Origin of the sequence: Mycobacterium sp. PDNC021 (genome assembly GCF_048282635.1) — a bacterium.
GTDB lineage: Bacteria > Actinomycetota > Actinomycetes > Mycobacteriales > Mycobacteriaceae > Mycobacterium > Mycobacterium llatzerense.
In genome coordinates this window covers 5,584,477-5,601,611 of sequence record NZ_CP182502.1, presented here as the reverse complement: position 1 = coordinate 5,601,611, position 17,135 = coordinate 5,584,477, and the positions used below count along the sequence as shown (strand labels likewise).

Genomic DNA, 17,135 nt, shown 5'->3' with positions numbered 1-17,135 from the left:
TTCAGCTGCAGTAGTTCTTGGTTGCGGCCGCCAGCGCCTGCTGATACAGCGGGTCCAGGTGCCGCTGGTCGGTCACCTGGGTGCGGGCTGCGTCCAGTGCGACGGTACAGCCCGGGCCGTGTAGGACGCCCTGTTGCGCGGCGATCTCGGTGACCATCGTGTGGTTGAAACCGTCTATCGCAGTGCGTGATTGGGACAGGTCGGGCGCCGCCACGGGAGCGGTGGCCGGATCGAACTTCCACTGGCTGAACCGCAGGTACTCGATGCCCTCGGTGGCGTGAATCTGGTCGGTGAACACCTGCCGCACGAACGTCGGATCGGCACCCGACGCTGTGGCCTGGGCGCCGACGGCGGACAGCACCTGATCGACCCGCGCGGGATCCTCGATCGAGCCGCCGTCGATCCACTTGACGGCGGCGACCGGATCGGCGGTCTGCAGCCGCTGGGCTGCGGTGTCGACCAGGCGGAACAGCGGATCGGCGTCGGCGTGGGCGAGGGGTGCGGACACCGGACCCCACGCGGTGCCCAACCAGATGACCAACAGGGCGGCGAGCTTCATACGTCGATCCTGCACCCTGCGACCTTTCTTGACACGTGTCGAGTTCGCTACGCTGCAGTCATGACTCGGCAGAAAATCCTCATCACCGGCGCGAGCTCGGGCCTGGGCGCCGGTATGGCCAGGCAGTTCGCCGCCAAGGGCCGCGACCTCGCGCTGTGTGCCCGCCGGCTGGACAACCTCGAAGAACTCAAGGCCGAACTGACGGCGCAGTACCCCGGTGTCACGGTCGCCATCGCGTCGCTCGACGTCAACGACCACGACCAGGTGCCCAAGGTGTTCCAGGAGCTGTCCGACGAACTCGGCGGCATCGACTGCGTCATCGTCAACGCCGGCATCGGCAAGGGCTACCCGCTGGGCGGCGGGAAACTGTGGGCCAACAAGGCGACCATCGAGACGAATCTGGTTGCGGCGCTGGTCCAGATCGAAACAGCGCTGGAGATCTTCAAGGCGGCGGGCCGGGGTCACCTGGTCCTGGTGTCGTCGGTGCTCGGCAACGTGGGCGTCCCGGGGTACAAGGCCGCGTATGCCGCCAGCAAGGCCGGCGTCACCTCGCTGGGCGAATCGCTGCGTGCCGAGTACCCGTCCGGCCCCATCAAGGTCACTGTGCTGGAGCCCGGCTACATCGAGTCCGAGATGACCGCCAAGTCCAAATCCACCATGCTCATGGTCGACAACGAGACCGGCGTGAAGGCCATGATCGACGCCATCGAGAAGGAGAAGGGCCGCGCCGTCGTCCCGGGCTGGCCGTGGTGGCCGCTGGTCGAGGTGATGAAGCTCGTCCCGCCGCGGTTCACCAAGTACTTCGCGTGAGTTTCCCGGGTCAAGCGCTGCGGCCGCGCTCGGCACGGTAGCGACGCACCAGGGCGTCGGTCGAGCTGTCGGACTGCGCGGCCGGCGCGGCGTCGGACGTGATGACGGGCAGCAGGGCCTTGGCCTGGGTCTTGCCCAGCTCGACGCCCCACTGGTCGAACGAGTCGATGCCCCAGATGACGCCCTCGGTGAAGACCTGGTGCTCGTACAGCGCGATCAGCTGGCCGACGACTGACGGTGTCAGCTTGGTCGCCAAAATCGAAGTGGTGGGCCGGTTTCCGGGCATCACCTTGTGCGGCACGACGTTGGCCGGGGTGCCCTCGGCGGCAATCTCCTCGGCGGTCTTGCCGAAGGCCAGCACCTGTGTCTGGGCGAAGAAGTTGCTCATCAGCAGGTCGTGCATGCTGCCCGTGCCGTCGGCGGTGGGCAGGTCGTCGGTCGGCTCACTGAACCCGATGAAGTCGGCGGGCACCAGCCGGGTGCCCTGGTGCAGCAGTTGGTAGAAGGCGTGCTGGCCGTTGGTTCCCGGTTCGCCCCAGAAGATTTCGCCGGTGTCGGTGCTGACCGGGGTGCCGTCGGCGCGCACCGACTTGCCGTTGGACTCCATGGTCAGCTGCTGCAGGTAGGCGGCGAAGCGGGCCAGGTCGTTGGAGTAGGGGAGCACCGCACGTGCTTGTGCGCCAAAGAAATCCGAGTACCACAGGCCGATGAGGCCAAGCAGCGCGGGCGCATTCGCTTCCAGTGGTGCGGTGCGGAAGTGCTCGTCGACCAGATGGAAGCCGGCCAGGAACTCGCCGAACCGCTCCTTGCCGATGACGGCCATGACCGAGAGCCCGATGGCGCTGTCCACCGAGTAGCGGCCGCCGACCCAATCCCAGAAGCCGAACATGTTGGCGGTGTCGATGCCGAACTCCGACACCAGCTTTGCGTTGGTCGAGACGGCCACGAAATGCTTGGCGACGGCGTCATCACCGAGTGCGGCGACCAGCCAGCGGCGGGCGGCGGTCGCGTTGGTCAGGGTCTCCAGCGTCGAGAACGTCTTGGACGCGACGATGAAAAGCGTTGTGGCAGGTTCGAGTCCGTCGAGCTTGGCAACCAGGTCCGCCGGGTCGACGTTCGACACGAACCGGGCCGAGATGCCGGCGTCGGCGTAGTGGCGCAGCGCCTGGTCGACCATCACGGGCCCCAGGTCCGAGCCACCGATGCCGATGTTCACGACCGTGGTGATGCGCTGCCCGGTGGCGCCGGTCCACTCGCCGCTGCGCAGCCGGTCGGTGAACGTGCCCATCTCGTCGAGGACGGAGTGCACGTCGGCGACCACGTCCTGACCGTCGACGACCAACGACGCGCCACGGGGCAGCCGCAGCGCGGTGTGCAGCACCGCGCGGTCCTCGGAGGTGTTGATGTGCTGACCGGCGAACATGGCGTCGCGGCGCTGTTCCAGCCCGGCCGCGCGGGCCAGGTCGAGCAGCAGCGCAAGGGTCTCGCGGGTCACCCGGTGCTTGCTGTAGTCGATGTACAGATCACCGACGGTGAGAGTCAGTTCCCGGCCACGGTCCGGGTCGTCGGCAAACAACTCGCGCAGCGTCGTCGTCTCGACTGCGGCATGGTGCGCGCTGAGCGACTTCCAGGCTGTGGTGGTCGAGATGTCGGCAGCGGGAGTGTGATCAGCCATGCCTCAAACCCTAGTGTGACGCAGGAAACGCCGCCCGGTATGGGGCTAGTGGCCGAGGCGGCCGCGGCCCAGGCGCAGGAGCAGCATCGCGAGGTCTTTACCCTCGGGACCCAGCTCGCTGTAGCGCTCGATGACCTTCATCTCGCGGCTGTGCACCAGTCGGGTGCCGCCGGAGGCCATCCGGGCCTTGCCGATGAGCTTGGAGACCTCGGTGCGACGGGCGACAGCCGCCAGGATGGTGGCGTCCAGCTCGTCGATCTCGAGGCGGAGCTCGTCGATGTTGGGGAGTTCGGTTTCGGTTGACATGTTGTCCTCGCTGTTGGTGGATTCTGGTGTCATCCGAATTCAGGCCTCACACAACAAACGAGCCCCGGATCCGGATGCGGACCACGGGGCTGAAGGGAAGCAGCTAAACCCCGGGTACCGGCGTCCGGTACCCGTAGAAAAATCGCTGCTGCGCATTGAGCACGTTTCGAGTGTGCCATCCCGGCCGGTGCCAGCGCAAAGTTGTCGGTCTGCAGCGGTAAGTTTGAGCTGATATGACGAGCGCAGCCCCCGACACTGATCAGCTTCTCGACGGCCTCAACCCACAGCAGCGCGCAGCGGTGCTGCATGAAGGTTCGCCCCTGTTGATCGTGGCCGGAGCCGGCTCGGGCAAGACCGCGGTGTTGACGCGGCGCATCGCCTACCTGCTGGGCAACCGCGACGTCGGCGTCGGCCAGGTGCTGGCCATCACCTTCACCAACAAGGCCGCCGCCGAGATGCGTGAGCGCGTGGTCCAGCTGATCGGCCCGCGCGCCAAGTCGATGTGGGTGTCGACGTTCCACTCCACCTGCGTCCGCATCCTGCGCAACCAGGCCTCGCTACTGCCGGGGCTGAACTCCAACTTCTCCATCTACGACGCCGACGACTCGCGCCGACTGCTGATGATGGTCGGCAAGGACCTCAACCTCGACGTCAAGCGGTACTCGCCGCGCATGCTGGCCACCGCGATCTCGAACCTGAAGAACGAACTGATCGACCCGCTGCAGGCCGCCTCCGAGGCGTCCGAGGCCGACGAGGACCTGCCGCGCATCGTGGCCGAGGTGTACGGCGAGTATCAGCGCCGGCTGCGGGCCGCCAACGCCATGGACTTCGACGACCTGATCGGCGAGACAGTCGCTGTGCTGCAAAGCTTTCCGCAGATCGCGCAGTATTACCGTCGGCGTTTCCGGCACATCCTGGTCGACGAGTACCAGGACACCAACCACGCTCAGTACGTACTGGTGCGCGAGCTGGTCGGGCACCACGCGCCGGAAGGCTCCGATGACGTCCCGCCCGCAGAACTGTGCGTCGTGGGTGACGCCGACCAGTCCATCTATGCGTTCCGCGGCGCGACGATCCGCAACATCGAGGACTTCGAGCGCGACTTCCCGAACGCGAAAACCATTCTGCTCGAACAGAACTACCGATCCACCCAGAACATCCTGTCGGCGGCCAACGGCGTGATCAGCCGCAATGCCGGACGCCGCGACAAGAAGCTGTGGACCGACGCCGGTGAGGGCGAACTGATCGTCGGCTACGTCGCCGACAACGAGCACGACGAGGCTCGGTTCATCGCCGAGGAGATCGACACGCTGACCACCAAGGGCAGCGGTATCGACACCAAGTTCACCTACGGCGACGTCGCGGTGTTCTACCGCACCAACAACTCGTCGCGGGCGGTGGAAGACATCTTCATCCGGGCCGGCATTCCGTACAAAGTCGTTGGCGGCATGCGCTTTTACGAGCGCAAGGAGATTCGCGACATCGTCGCGTACCTGCGGGTGCTGGACAACCCGGGCGACGCCGTGAGCATGCGGCGCATCCTCAACACCCCGCGCCGGGGCATCGGCGACCGCGCGGAAGCCTGCGTGGCGGTGTACGCCGAGAACACCGGCGCCAGCTTCAACGACGCCCTGCAGGCTGCGGCCGAGGGCCGGGTGCCGATGCTGAACTCCCGCTCGGAGAAAGCGATTGCCAGTTTCGTCGAGCTCATGGACAGCTTGCGCGGCGGGCTCGACGGTGAGTTGGGCGACCTGGTGGAGACAGTGCTGGACCGCACCGGCTACCGCCGCGAACTGGAGGCCTCCAGCGATCCGCAGGATCAGGCGCGGCTGGACAACCTGAACGAATTGGTCAGCGTCGCACACGAATTCAGCACCGACCTGGCCAATGCGCAGGCCTTGCAGGAAGAGGAACTCGACGAGGACGTGCCCGACACCGGAGCGCTGGCCGCGTTCCTGGAGCGGGTCTCCCTGGTGGCCGACGCCGACGAAATCCCCGAAGACGGCGACGGCGTCGTCACCATGATGACGCTGCACACCGCCAAAGGCCTCGAATTCCCCGTCGTCTTCGTGACAGGCTGGGAAGACGGCATGTTCCCGCACATGCGTGCCCTCGGCGATCCGACCGAACTGTCCGAGGAACGCCGGCTGGCCTACGTCGGCATCACCCGGGCGCGGCAGCGGCTGTACCTCAGCCGCGCGAAGGTGCGGTCCTCGTGGGGGCAGCCGATGCTGAACCCGGAATCACGCTTCCTGCAAGAGATTCCACAAGAGCTGATCGACTGGCGACGGGTCGAGCCGCCACCATCGTTGTCGGCGCCGAGCCGCTACGCATCCGGCGGATCGAGCGGTTTGGGCGGTGGACGTCCGTCGCCGATGCGGCCGGCGCCGAACCGCAACAAGCCGCTGGTGGTGCTGTCCCCGGGCGACCGCGTCACGCACGACAAGTACGGTCTGGGTCGCGTCGAAGAGGTCAGCGGCGTCGGCGAATCGGCCATGTCGCTCATCGATTTCGGCAGTTCCGGCCGGGTCAAGTTGATGCACAACCACGCGCCGGTACAGAAGCTTTAGCGTCGCCGCGCGCGAAAATCAGACGGTGCGATCTCGCTGATTTTTAGCCGGATTCGACTCGGTGCGTCAGATCTTGGTGCACCAGCGCCCGGTGACGGGCAGCATCGCGAGCACCATGCTCGCGATGGGCAGCACCGGGATGCCGTAGACGATCGGCGGCAGTTTCGCCCCGGCGACGAACAAACTGGCGAAGATCACCAGCGTCACCAGGGCACCGACGACCACCACCACCCGGCCCGTGCGGCGCCGTAGCAGGACAGCGATCTGCCCGCCGATGGTGGCGCCGCAGCCGACCGCGGCGAGGAAGCCGATGGCGACACAGAACAGCGGATCGGTGCGCCACCACCCGGCGATCAGCGAGGTGGCGATGACCGCCGTTGCCCAGCCACTCAAGATGCAGGCCGTGGCGGTGGCGCAGGCGGCGAACGGGCCGGGCGGCGGTTTCGGTGCCGGTGTCGGAGTGTCCTCGGCAGCTGGAATCGGGGCCGAGGCCGGGAGGATCGTGGTCGCCGGAGCGTCCTCAGCGGCGATCAGGCCCGTTGCGGGCTCGATGATGCTGGTCTGCGGAGCGTCGGCGACAGGGATGGCGCCGGTTGGGGTGCGGCGGATGATGCTGGTAGCCGGTGCGTCAGCAGCGGGGAACGCGCCCGTCGGTACCCGACGGATCAGACCGGTTCTGGGTTCGTCGTCAGACTGGCGCCCGAACGTCTGGGTGGGGTCGGACAACGGCCCATCGGCGGTGTTGTCGTCCGTCACGAATCAGCCGACGTAGTTACCCGGGCTCAGGCCACGCTGCGCCAGCCACGGCACGGGGTCGATGCGCTGGCTGCCGCCCAGGAGTACCTCGAAGTGGCAGTGCGGGCCGGTCGAGTTGCCACGGTTGCCGATGGTGGCGATCTGATCTCCGGCGAAGACGCGCTGGCCAACCGACACCACCCAGGTGTTGACGTGGCCGTACAGCGTGACGGTGCCGTCGGAGTGGCGGACCTTGACCCACGCGCCGTAACCGGCGGTCGGGCCGGCAGCTACGACCACGCCGTCGGAAACCGCGACGATCGGCGTGCCGATCGAGTTGGCGATGTCGATGCCGCCGTGCAGCGCGCCCCAGCGGTAGCCGAAGCCCGAGGTGAACACACCCCGCGTCGGCATCACGAACAGCGGGCGGGCCAGGCGGGCCTCGCGCTCGGCACGCTCCTGCGCGAAGGCGGCGCCGTTGGCCAGTTCCTGGGCATGCACAGCGCCGGACGAAGCAGCAGGTTCCACGTTGACGATCTGGATGCCGTCGCTCGAGCCGGCGGGACCCGATGCCAGAACCTGATCGGCGGCCAGCTTGGTACTCGTCGGCTGATCGGCGCTGGTCATCATGGAGTACCCGGCGGCGGCGGTGGCGCCGACGGCCATGGCAGCGGCGACCAGGCGGCCCTTCACGCCGTTGACGGGCTCAGGCTTGCGGTGGGTGCCGCGGCTCGCGCGCAGATCGATGACGTCGGTGTCGTCGAGACCATTGCTGGTATCGGTGTGGCTGTCGCGGTAGGCGCTCGCGGAGAGGCGCTGGGCGCCCTCGGGCTGCCGGAATTCGGCCGGGACAGTCAGGATCAGGGGGGTCTGGTCGTCGGTGTCGTCCAGATCGTCGAGCTCGGGGGCGGCGTTGACGCGGGAATCGCGGTCGAAAGCGCTCTCGGAGAGGTCCAGATCGTGCAGATCGCCGAACTCGTTGAACGGGATGATGTCGGTCACTTCGGCGGGGCTCATGGCGCGGGATAGCTTGATGGTGGTGCGGTCAGCGTTCTCGGTGATGCCGGCGTTCGTCGCCTCTCCGAGGGGAGTACCAGACGAATCGTGCTCAGCCAACCGAAATTCCTTTGCTCCGTGACCGTACCGTTACCGAGACCGCCCATGACGGTACTGAAAATCAGAACCGATTGGCAACCTATCGATGCCATTGGCCGGGAACTGTGATTTGCCTCACTCGTGGCTGTCGGGTGAGATGTACCACATGGGTGGTAGGCGGTGCAGGCTACTCATTAGTACGTGGCTAAAGTGCCGAGCGAGCCAGTGCGGCCCAATGCTGAAGTGAATTCAACCGTCAACGCAGACAGAACGGGATTTCTCAGAGCTCATGGATCTCTTCGAGTACCAGGCGAAAGAGCTGTTCGCCAAGCACAACGTTCCTACTACACCAGGCCGGGTCACCGAGTCCGCCGATGACGCCAAGGCGATCGCCGAAGAAATCGGCAAGCCCGTCATGATCAAGGCGCAGGTCAAGGTTGGCGGCCGCGGCAAGGCCGGTGGCGTGAAGTACGCCGCCACCCCGGAGGACGCCCTCACCCACGCGCAGAACATCCTCGGCCTGGACATCAAGGGCCACATCGTCAAGAAGCTGCTCGTTGCCGAGGCCAGCGACATCGCGGAGGAGTACTACATCTCCTTCCTGCTCGATCGCGCCAACCGCACCTACCTGGCCATGTGCTCGGTCGAGGGCGGCGTCGAGATCGAAGTAACCGCCGAGGAGAACCCCGACGCCCTGGCCAAGGTGCCCGTCGACGCGGTCAAGGGTGTCGACTTGGCGCTGGCTCGTGAGATCGCCGAGAAGGGCAAGCTGCCCGCCGAGGTGCTGGACGCCGCGGCCGTGACCATCCAGAAGCTGTGGGAGGTCTTCGTTGGTGAGGACGCCACCCTGGTCGAGGTCAACCCGCTGGTCCGCACCCCGGACGACCAGATCCTCGCCCTCGACGGCAAGGTCACCCTGGACGAGAACGCCAACTTCCGCCAGCCCGGCCACGAAGAGTTCGAGGACAAGGACGCCACCGATCCGCTCGAGCTCAAGGCCAAGGAGCACGACCTCAACTACGTCAAGCTCGACGGCGCGGTCGGCATCATCGGTAACGGTGCCGGTCTGGTCATGTCGACGCTGGACGTCGTCGCGTACGCCGGCGAGAACCACGGCGGCGTGAAGCCCGCCAACTTCCTGGACATCGGTGGTGGCGCCTCGGCTGAGGTCATGGCCGCCGGTCTGGACGTCATCCTGAACGACAGCCAGGTCAAGAGCGTCTTCGTGAACGTCTTCGGTGGCATCACCGCGTGTGACGCGGTGGCCAACGGCATCGTCAAGGCTCTGGAAATGCTGGGCGACGAGGCCAACAAGCCGCTGGTCGTCCGTCTCGACGGCAACAACGTCGAAGAGGGCCGCCGCATCCTGGCCGAGGCCAACCACCCGCTGGTGATCCAGGCCGAGACCATGGATTCCGGTGCCGACAAAGCCGCCGAGCTGGCGAACAAGTAAGGGAGCCAACTACTTATGTCTATCTTCCTGAACAAGGATTCCAAGGTCATCGTCCAGGGCATCACCGGCGGTGAGGGCACCAAGCACACCAAGCTGATGCTGAAGGCCGGCACCCAGGTCGTCGGTGGCGTGAACGCGCGCAAGGCCGGCACCAAGGTCTCGCACGTGGACAAGGACGGCAACGACATCGAGCTGCCCGTGTTCGCCACGGTGGCCGAGGCCATGAAGGAGACCGGCGCTGACGTGTCGATCGCCTTTGTGCCGCCGGCCTTCTCGAAGGACGCCATCATCGAGGCCATCGACGCCGAGATCCCGCTGCTCGTCGTGATCACCGAGGGCATCCCGGTGCAGGACAGCGCCTACGCGTGGGCCTACAACGTCGAGAAGGGTCAGAAGACCCGCATCATCGGCCCGAACTGCCCGGGCATCATCACCCCCGGTGAGGCGCTGGTCGGCATCACGCCGAACAACATCACCGGCAAGGGCCCGATCGGTCTGGTTTCCAAGTCCGGCACCCTGACCTACCAGATGATGTACGAGCTGCGCGATTTCGGTTTCTCGACCGCTATCGGCATCGGCGGCGACCCGGTCATCGGCACCACCCACATCGACGCCATCGAGGCGTTCGAGAAGGACCCGGAGACCAAGGTCATCGTGATGATCGGCGAGATCGGTGGCGACGCCGAAGAGCGTGCCGCCGACTACATCAAGGCCAACGTCACCAAGCCGGTCGTCGGCTACGTCGCGGGCTTCACCGCTCCGGAGGGCAAGACCATGGGCCACGCCGGCGCCATCGTCTCGGGCTCGTCGGGCACCGCCGCCGCCAAGCAGGAGGCCCTCGAGGCCGCCGGCGTGAAGGTCGGCAAGACCCCGTCGGCCACCGCTGCGCTGGCTCGCGAGATCCTGCAGTCGCTGTAATTCAGTAGTTTCGGCAATGCCCCGCACCTGGTGGTGCGGGGCGTTGTTGTATGTGGCGGCAGACATTTGACGTTCGCAATGGGGAACCTGTCCGGAGAAATACGTAGCGTCAATCGCCAGGCGCGCGTCGGTACCGCGATTGAATCCAGGTACTTCTGCGGGCCGTCAGAGGTCCCTGACTGCAATAACCACCGGCGAATCGCAACCACGATTGCACTCAGGTACACATCCGCGGTGTCAGCGTTGGCGGCGCTCGCGGTAGTGCAGGTAGTTGCGCAGCAGTGGGTCGCTGAGGTCGTACCAGGTAGCGCGGCGATCGCCGGAGTCTGCTTTGGCGGCGTGCACCCAGCCGCCGGTCGTCAAGCGTCCCAAGGCCGCCGATGCCGACTGATTCGAAATACCCACGGCAGCAGCAAGATCGGTGACGGTTCGTGGTCCGTCGGCGCGGGCCAGTTCGACGATCAAGCGTTGTTCACCGGTCGGCAGCTGCCACAGGAGCTGCTGGTAGTGCGGCGTCAGCTGTTCCAGTACTGCATCGGCGGCGGGAGTGACACTCGCCAATGCGGCTCGGTCGACGGTCTCGGCGATGATCTGCCAGACGCGCGGCGCCCAGCCGACGATCTGGGCCACCTCGCCGATCTTCGCGTGCCCCTCGGAAGTCTCGACGTACGAGGCCAATTCGCGGCTGTGGGCGTGCTGTGCGAGGAGTTCGGCGACGTCAGCCTCGGTGAGGTCGGGTAGTTCCTCGATGATGAACGACCCGTACCACGGATGGGTGCGCGACGAGACTGCCGGAAACAGTGCTGGCGCGGTCGCGAAGACCAGTACCGCGGTGGATGTTTCGACCCACGCCCGGAAGCTGCCCTGACCTGCTTCACCGATGGCGTCGAAGATGCGGTCGGCGTTCTCGATGGCGATCAGCACCATCCGGCCCGCGGCCAGATCGAGGATTTCCCGTTCCAGTTCCAGTGCGTCACCGCGAAGTTCCCGCGCTCGCTCGTGCACCTCGGGGCCCTGCGTACGCAGCAGTTCGACGAGTAGGTCCGGGTAGCTGCCGATGGCCAGTGAATCCTCTGGAAGTGCCAGCAGCAGTGTGGCTTTCGCGGGTTTGCGCTGTTTCAATGCGCGGTGGATCGCGACCTGCAGGGTGTGGGTCTTACCGGTGCCGCGCGGCGCGACGAGCAAGGTGTGTGGGCGGGAGCCGTCCTGCGCAGAGCTGACGATGCGGTCCGTCAGGCGCTTCAGTAGTGCGGCGCGGCCGAAGGTGCGGGCGTCGAGTTCGGCGGGGTCGACGGTGCCGGGGGAGAACGCCGGGTGGCTCATCGCCTCATGGCCCGCCACGCCGATTGCACCAGACCGGACGCGAAGCAGTCGTCGTCGCCGACGCGGCGCAGGTAGTGGTCCTGCTCGAGACGTTCGATGAACGACACCAACTGGTCGCGGTCGCTGATGGGTGAGCCCTCGGACTTGAGGAACTGAAGTGTTGCATCGACGCTCAAAGGTGTTGGGGCATGGGCGTAGATATCGAGCAGGCTGGCAATGGCGGGCGCGTCGTCGCCGTAGTAGTTGCGCAGCCGGTCGCGATAGTGCCGCAAATCCCACGGGTCGTGCGGATCGGTGATGGCGGCCGCGAGCAGTTCGGCGATGCGGTTGGGCTGGACCGAGCCCTCGCGTGCTGCGCCTGCGACGAGATGCTGGATGTAGTACGGCACGTTCTCCGCTGCTGCCGCAACGGATTCCGCGACCTGGTGCCGGTCGGTGGTCGGGACGTTCGCGCCGAGCAGCAGGCATTCGGCCAGATACGTGGCGTGATCGTGGCGGATGGGTCCGACCGTGACTTTACGGATATCGTTGACGGAGCTGAGCGCATCTTCCGAAACATGGTGAAAGCCAATGGAACCGGAGAGGATGGTTGCCAGGCGGCCGGAGTTGTCCTGACGGAACCGGCGCAGCAGATGTAGGAATGCGTCTCCGCCGCCGGGCTTTTCGCGTTCGAGATTGCGGGCCAGCACCGTGACCTCGTCGATGAACAACACCAGCGGCCCATTCTTGGTGCGGGCCACAGCGCGCTGGAGTAGATCGTCGAGGGCGGCGTCGGCGCGGACCCGCTCGAACTTGAACGGCCCGGTACCGACCGCAACCTTCCAGCGGTCGACCTCCTGGCGCAGTGCGTTGTCGACGCGGCCGAGTTCGGCAGCGAGGGCGGTGACGAACTCGGCGTAGGTCTGTCGCTCGGCGCTGACCGAAACGACGGTGAGGCCCTGCAGGCGCGCGGTGTGGGCGACGAGGCGGGACAGGGACGTCTTGCCGTGCCGGCGGTCACCGACCAGGGCGGCACCACCGTCGGGCAGGCTGGCCAGGATTTCCTGCTGTTCGCGGACGCGGCCCACCACGTTCTCGGGCGGGACGACGCCGCCCACCACCAGCGACATGGGTCTGATGGGCCAATTCATGGCGCTATTGTACGTCGAATTAGATGTACGTCTAGGTAGTTGTACGTTGGAATTGTCGTGGGTTAGAAGGTCCAGCTGCCCGAGGGCTGGAGAACGAAGCCGTGGTTGGTGGCGGTGTTGATGCAGGCGGCGAGGCTGTTGGTGCCAACGACGCAAGTAACTTCGTGTGCATCATCAGTCAGCTTCTGGCCGATGTTCAACAGAGTGTCATTCGTCTGAAGGCACGGTTGGTCCGACTGGCCGAAGGCGAATGATTCGGCGGGCGACGCACCTTGGTGTACCGACGGGCATACCGACTGTTTTTGCGCCGGAAGGCCAGGTATTGCACCCGAGCACCAGGACGTTGGTCCGATTGCGCAATTCAGTCCGTCAGGTGTCCGAAAGAACAGGTAGCCGACTTCCCATCGCTGATCCCGGGTCAACGGACGGGCGAATGGAGCCGGGTTGACTTGGGTAAAGCTGGCGATATCAGGAAATCCGGGTGGGGCGGCAGTCGCAATCGCCGTCGACGTCAGACCCGTGGCCGCAGCGACGAGACCGGAAGTCGTTGATGTTAAAAAGATTAGGGATTTGTACGCGATACTCACAGAGCCGTCCTTGAGGTTAGTGCTGCACGGTAACGTTCGACTTATACGTATTCGGGTTGTAGTCAGGACGTGGATGCTCTGGCGTTGGTACCCAGCCTGGCTTTGCCTCCCAAGTGCTCACGCGTATTTCTACGTTTTCCTTCCCGGTGACAGGATCGTAGGTCGTATCAACGACGGTAGGTCCATAAGGAGCTGCGCCTCCTGGCCAATTGTGTTGCGAAGGCGGAAATAGGTCGGTTGGCGTCGCATTCAGCAGACCTTGGGGGGTGGCAGCGGTTACTGCGCTGACTGCATGACGTGTCGGGTCGTTATATGCATCCGACCCCACCAGCATGAAGCCTCCACCTTTGAGAACCACCAGCTGGTTCTCGCGGTCCCCAGGTAGGCCGTTGATTGGTCCGATCGGTTGAACGGTGTTGACCCAGTCGTTTGGGTGGGCAGGGTCGATCGGGGCGGACTGATACAGAATGCGTTGCCTCGAGAGTGGATCGGGATTTCCCACGACATACATGCGGTTGGTCTTAGGGTCGTACGCGGCGCTCGCTTGCGAGATGCCGCGAAGTACCCCGATGCTCTTTGAGGGGTCCGCGAGGTCCACGACCGTCGTGTCGGCCGCTGCGTACCCTTCCTCCGGCGTGCGGGCATACGGGACGACCCCATACATGGCGTATTGCTTGCCCTCCGGCCCAGCGGCTGTGCCTGTGGGCAACGGTCTCACGACGTCTTTGCCTAGTGGGTCACCTTTGTCGCGTGGGTTCCCGACGTCGAGGGGATTTCGTTCGCCGTTGAGGGTTGGGTATCCATTGCGTCCATCCCCGCTGATCACAATGCCGGTGCCGGGAATGGTGGCATTGAGGTCGGCTTTGTCGTCGTCTTTGGTGAGTGGGCCGGCGGGTCCAGTGATTTTCGGATCGCCTGACGCTCCAGGTCCGGCGGGACCTCCAGGTTGATCCGTCTTGAATTCGCGCAGGCTCGTCGCAATTGGCTTTAGCTGACTTGCGATCTCCTGGTCGGCAGCGGCGAGGCTCAGCGCCTTGCCACGGATATCTGCCTCCATCGCTGCGCGAGCAAGATCACGGATCATCAGCAGTGGGCCGACCAGGATTTTCGGAATGCGGTCGGTAACGCGGAGATTGTCGCTCACGGAAAAGAACTGGCGCTCGGCGTTGGAAATGGCTTCGATGGCGCTGCGTTTCAACCCGGCCAGGAGGTCCGCGCCACTCTTTGCAATGCCCGCGGCCTTGCGGAGCAGTTCCATAGCGGTCCGCACGCGGACGATGTCACTGAACATTCTGTCGTGGGCGCTGTCGGCGGCACTACCGTGCCACGTGGGTTCGGTAACTGCCTGTTGGGCGCTGCTGTAAATGTCCTCGACCGTGTGAGCTTGTCGAGTCCATGCGTCAGCCGCACTCGCCAAGTGGTTTGATTTCCAGCTCTCGACTTTGGTGCGCGTCGGCATCTCCACCATTTGTGGCTGCTCCGCTATCGGTCCGTGTGCATCGTTGTCAGCACACGCTGTCCGCCATCGGAGTCCGTCGCGGAGTAGGACTTGGCAGCTTGCGCTAATTTGTCGCCAAATGCCTTGAGGTCACCTGCGCAGACCCCGGCCACGTGATCTGCCGCGGCGGTTACGGCTGCTGCGGCGGCACCGCTGGCTTGACTCTCAGCGGCCGGAAGCCCGTGGACGACTGCGCTATTTGTCAGGTCGCTGCTCAAGCTGGACAACTTGCGGGCTGCTGACTCCAGTTCAGCGGTGTCGACGCGCAGGTTTGGTCCAGTCATCACTCAACCGTACTTCGGTCAGCGGGCATCTCCCGACGGAAATGTGCAGCCACCCGTGCTGTCGACCTCGAACCTCAATCGGTTAGCCTATCGAATTAACAGTTGCCTGGAGGTTTGTAATGGGTGTCGATCCGCGTACGCCGGTGATCGTGGGTGTCGGTCAGTTCACCGAGCGACTGGAGGACCCCGACTACCGCGGGATGTCGTCGGTTGACCTCGCCACCGCAGCCGCGCAGGCGGCGCTGCAGGACACCGGGGCCGACGGCGCGGCCGACGCCGCTGCGATCGACACCATCGCCGGCACCCGCCAGTTCGAGATCTCCGGGCGGACGCCCGCGCCGCTCGGCAAGTCCAACAACTACCCGCGCTCGGTTGCGCAGCGCATCGGCGCTGACCCGGCCCGCGCGGTGCTGGAAGTCATCGGCGGGCAGAGCCCGCAGCATCTGATCACCGAGTTCGCCGGTGAGATCGTGGCCGGCCGCGCTGACGTCGTGATGATCATGGGGTCGGAGAACACTTCGAGCCTCAGGTATTTCGACGGCCGTGACGACAAGCCCGATCACTCGGAGACCGTCGAGGGTCAGCTCGAAGACCGTGGTTACGGTTACGACGGCATCTTCGACGACTACACCGTTCGGCATGGGCTGATCGGTGCGCCGGTGCAGTACGGCCTGCTGGACAACGCCCGCCGTGCGCGGCTCGGGCTGTCCGTCGAGGACTACCGTCGGGCGATGGGGGAGCTGTTTGCCCCGATGTCGAAAGTCGCTGCCAAGAACCCGTATTCGTCGGCGCCGGTTGAGCGCACCGTCGACGAGCTGGTCACCGTCACCGACAAGAACCGAATGATCTGCGATCCGTATCCGAGGCTCATGGTGGCTCGCGACCAGGTCAACATGGGCGCAGCGGCGCTGCTCATGTCGGTGGAGTCGGCGCGCAAACTTGGTGTGCCGGAATCTAAGTGGGTCTACTTGCGTGGGCATGCGGACATGAAGGAGCAGAAGCTGCTTGATCGTCCCGACGTCGGTGCCAGCCCGGCATCGGTGCTGGCTGTGGAAGAAGCGTTGCGGGTAGCCGGAATTGGGCTCGACGACGTTTCGGCGTTCGACCTGTACAGCTGCTTCCCGTTCCCGGTGTTCAACATCTGCGACGGTGTCGACCTGGCCGTTGACGACCCGCGTGGTCTGACGCTGACCGGCGGCCTGCCGTACTTCGGCGGCCCGGGAAACAACTACTCGCTGCACGGCATCGCTGAGGCCGTCACCCGAATGCGGGAAACCCCAGGCGAATTCGCATTGATCGGAGCGAACGGCGGCATCGCAAGCAAGTTCTCGGTCGGCATCTATTCAACCGAGCCGGCGGACTGGGCGGCGGACGACAGTGCCGAATTGTGTGCCGAGGTTGCGTCGTGGCCGACGATTGCGGTCGTCGAGTATGCGAACGGCCCGGCGACCATCGAGACCTACACCGTCCGATACGACTGGACTCCCAACACCGGCATCATCATCGGGCGCCTCGACGCAGATGGCAGCCGGTTCTTGGCCACGACGACAGACGCCGAACTGATGGCCTTGCTGTGCGCCGGCGAACCGCTGCGAGCGAAAATCGTGGTCACCTCAACCGACGAGGGCAATCGGGCGGTCCTGGCCTGAGCTGTCGTCGAGATCGGCGAAATGGTCGTTGTCGCAGTAGATTCCGTGACCATGTCGTCAATCTCGGGACGTCAGAACAGTGTGGTTCTGTCTGGCGCCAGGATGAATCCATGATTGCCTACTCGGCAAGCCGGTATACCTTTCTCGTCAACGGCACAGATCGCATCGCCCTTGGTGGCCGTCAGCTTGTGCATCGGAGGCAGCAGTGGCGGCGGATTGTTCTTGTCCTGCTGGAAATCGGGATCACCAGTGATGGATTCAACCGTGCTGACCGACGATCGACCGGCGCTTACTGACCAGTCGCCCGGTCCTTCGGAAGCTAGGGCTCCCCGGCAGCCGACCTTCTCGTACTGGTTGTCCGGGTATGCATTGCTGGCACATATCAATCCGTTTGGGGCCGTGAACATGAACCCTTGCGACCGAGGTCTATTCGCCTGGTCGTACCGGGCTATATCGGCCTGGGCGTAGCCGCTGATATCAGGGAAGTTGCTTGGGGATTCAGCGACTTCGGCAGGTGGCATAGTCGGCGCGCACGCGACCGCC

Annotated in this window: 15 protein-coding genes; 5 read left to right on the top strand and 10 right to left on the bottom strand. The window is 65.1% G+C overall.

The genetic code is table 11. From position 1 onward, the window contains the following. Position 1 precedes the first annotated feature (1 nt). A complete protein-coding gene (locus tag ACNO8X_RS26785; protein WP_418003454.1) occupies positions 2 to 559 on the bottom strand; it encodes a chorismate mutase in 558 nt (185 codons plus the stop codon). Between the two features lie 60 nt (positions 560 to 619). On the opposite strand from ACNO8X_RS26785, the gene ACNO8X_RS26780 reads away from it, so the two are divergent. Beyond that, positions 620 to 1,369 (top strand): SDR family oxidoreductase, encoded by a 750-nt coding sequence (locus ACNO8X_RS26780; RefSeq protein ID WP_418003453.1) that lies wholly within the window; start codon positions 620 to 622, stop codon positions 1,367 to 1,369. Between the two features lie 10 nt (positions 1,370 to 1,379). On the opposite strand, the gene pgi is transcribed toward ACNO8X_RS26780, so the two are convergent. Next, positions 1,380 to 3,044, bottom strand: coding sequence for a glucose-6-phosphate isomerase (pgi, locus tag ACNO8X_RS26775; RefSeq protein WP_418003452.1), 1,665 nt, complete (start codon positions 3,042 to 3,044; stop codon positions 1,380 to 1,382). Positions 3,045 to 3,089: 45 nt separating this feature from the next. Further along, complete coding sequence (locus tag ACNO8X_RS26770; RefSeq protein WP_043390768.1) at positions 3,090 to 3,383, bottom strand: chorismate mutase; 294 nt, start codon at positions 3,381 to 3,383, stop codon at positions 3,090 to 3,092. 200 nt (positions 3,384 to 3,583) lie between these two features. Between ACNO8X_RS26770 and pcrA the strand changes: the two genes are divergently transcribed. Next, positions 3,584 to 5,920 carry a DNA helicase PcrA gene (gene pcrA / locus ACNO8X_RS26765; protein WP_418003451.1) on the top strand — a complete coding sequence of 779 codons (2,337 nt, stop codon included), beginning with the start codon at positions 3,584 to 3,586 and terminating at the stop codon, positions 5,918 to 5,920. Between the two features lie 66 nt (positions 5,921 to 5,986). Here pcrA and ACNO8X_RS26760 read toward each other — a convergent pair whose 3' ends face one another. Together ACNO8X_RS26760 and ACNO8X_RS26755 are read right to left on the bottom strand one after the other, a co-directional pair. Further along, the gene (locus tag ACNO8X_RS26760; RefSeq protein WP_418003450.1) at positions 5,987 to 6,676 is read right to left on the bottom strand and encodes a hypothetical protein; all 690 of its coding nucleotides are present in this window, start codon (positions 6,674 to 6,676) and stop codon (positions 5,987 to 5,989) included. Positions 6,677 to 6,679: 3 nt separating this feature from the next. Further along, positions 6,680 to 7,771, bottom strand: a complete 1,092-nt coding sequence (locus tag ACNO8X_RS26755; protein WP_418003449.1) for a M23 family metallopeptidase — start codon at positions 7,769 to 7,771, stop codon at positions 6,680 to 6,682. 268 nt (positions 7,772 to 8,039) lie between these two features. On the opposite strand from ACNO8X_RS26755, the gene sucC reads away from it, so the two are divergent. After that, entirely contained in the window at positions 8,040 to 9,203 is a 1,164-nt protein-coding gene (sucC, locus tag ACNO8X_RS26750; protein WP_418003448.1) for an ADP-forming succinate--CoA ligase subunit beta, read from the top strand. A 15-nt stretch (positions 9,204 to 9,218) separates the two neighbouring features. Then, the gene (gene sucD / locus ACNO8X_RS26745) at positions 9,219 to 10,121 is read left to right on the top strand and encodes a succinate--CoA ligase subunit alpha (RefSeq protein WP_020099021.1); all 903 of its coding nucleotides are present in this window, start codon (positions 9,219 to 9,221) and stop codon (positions 10,119 to 10,121) included. A gap of 237 nt (positions 10,122 to 10,358) precedes the next feature. On the opposite strand, the gene ACNO8X_RS26740 is transcribed toward sucD, so the two are convergent. The 4 genes from ACNO8X_RS26740 to ACNO8X_RS26725 form a co-directional block, all read right to left on the bottom strand. Further along, a complete protein-coding gene (locus tag ACNO8X_RS26740; protein ID WP_418003447.1) occupies positions 10,359 to 11,462 on the bottom strand; it encodes a MarR family transcriptional regulator in 1,104 nt (367 codons plus the stop codon). Then, complete coding sequence (locus tag ACNO8X_RS26735; RefSeq protein WP_418006047.1) at positions 11,441 to 12,553, bottom strand: ATP-binding protein; 1,113 nt, start codon at positions 12,551 to 12,553, stop codon at positions 11,441 to 11,443. The genes ACNO8X_RS26740 and ACNO8X_RS26735 overlap by 22 nt, the downstream gene beginning before the upstream one ends. 83 nt (positions 12,554 to 12,636) lie before the next feature. Next, positions 12,637 to 13,161: a hypothetical protein gene (locus ACNO8X_RS26730; protein WP_418003446.1), complete on the bottom strand. Its 525-nt coding sequence runs from the start codon at positions 13,159 to 13,161 to the stop codon at positions 12,637 to 12,639. 16 nt (positions 13,162 to 13,177) lie between these two features. Then, positions 13,178 to 14,629, bottom strand: a complete 1,452-nt coding sequence (locus ACNO8X_RS26725; protein ID WP_418003445.1) for a hypothetical protein — start codon at positions 14,627 to 14,629, stop codon at positions 13,178 to 13,180. Between the two features lie 433 nt (positions 14,630 to 15,062). Here ACNO8X_RS26725 and ACNO8X_RS26720 point away from each other — a divergent pair, with 433 nt between their 5' ends. After that, positions 15,063 to 16,592, top strand: coding sequence for an acetyl-CoA acetyltransferase (locus ACNO8X_RS26720; protein WP_418003444.1), 1,530 nt, complete (start codon positions 15,063 to 15,065; stop codon positions 16,590 to 16,592). A 71-nt stretch (positions 16,593 to 16,663) separates the two neighbouring features. On the opposite strand, the gene ACNO8X_RS26715 is transcribed toward ACNO8X_RS26720, so the two are convergent. Continuing rightward, positions 16,664 to 16,999: a hypothetical protein gene (locus ACNO8X_RS26715; RefSeq protein ID WP_418003443.1), complete on the bottom strand. Its 336-nt coding sequence runs from the start codon at positions 16,997 to 16,999 to the stop codon at positions 16,664 to 16,666. Between the last annotated feature and the right edge of the window lie 136 nt (positions 17,000 to 17,135).

Coding starts and splice junctions, on each gene's coding strand:
- ACNO8X_RS26780 (WP_418003453.1), top strand. CDS start 620: ATGACTCGGCAGAAAATCCTCATCACCGGCGCGAGCTCGGGCCTGGGC.
- ACNO8X_RS26785 (WP_418003454.1), bottom strand. CDS start 559: ATGAAGCTCGCCGCCCTGTTGGTCATCTGGTTGGGCACCGCGTGGGGT.
- sucD (WP_020099021.1), top strand. CDS start 9,219: ATGTCTATCTTCCTGAACAAGGATTCCAAGGTCATCGTCCAGGGCATC.
- ACNO8X_RS26725 (WP_418003445.1), bottom strand. CDS start 14,629: ATGGTGGAGATGCCGACGCGCACCAAAGTCGAGAGCTGGAAATCAAAC.
- ACNO8X_RS26770 (WP_043390768.1), bottom strand. CDS start 3,383: ATGACACCAGAATCCACCAACAGCGAGGACAACATGTCAACCGAAACC.
- pcrA (WP_418003451.1), top strand. CDS start 3,584: ATGACGAGCGCAGCCCCCGACACTGATCAGCTTCTCGACGGCCTCAAC.
- ACNO8X_RS26720 (WP_418003444.1), top strand. CDS start 15,063: ATGGGTGTCGATCCGCGTACGCCGGTGATCGTGGGTGTCGGTCAGTTC.
- ACNO8X_RS26735 (WP_418006047.1), bottom strand. CDS start 12,553: ATGTCGCTGGTGGTGGGCGGCGTCGTCCCGCCCGAGAACGTGGTGGGC.
- pgi (WP_418003452.1), bottom strand. CDS start 3,044: ATGGCTGATCACACTCCCGCTGCCGACATCTCGACCACCACAGCCTGG.
- ACNO8X_RS26715 (WP_418003443.1), bottom strand. CDS start 16,999: ATGTTCACGGCCCCAAACGGATTGATATGTGCCAGCAATGCATACCCG.
- sucC (WP_418003448.1), top strand. CDS start 8,040: ATGGATCTCTTCGAGTACCAGGCGAAAGAGCTGTTCGCCAAGCACAAC.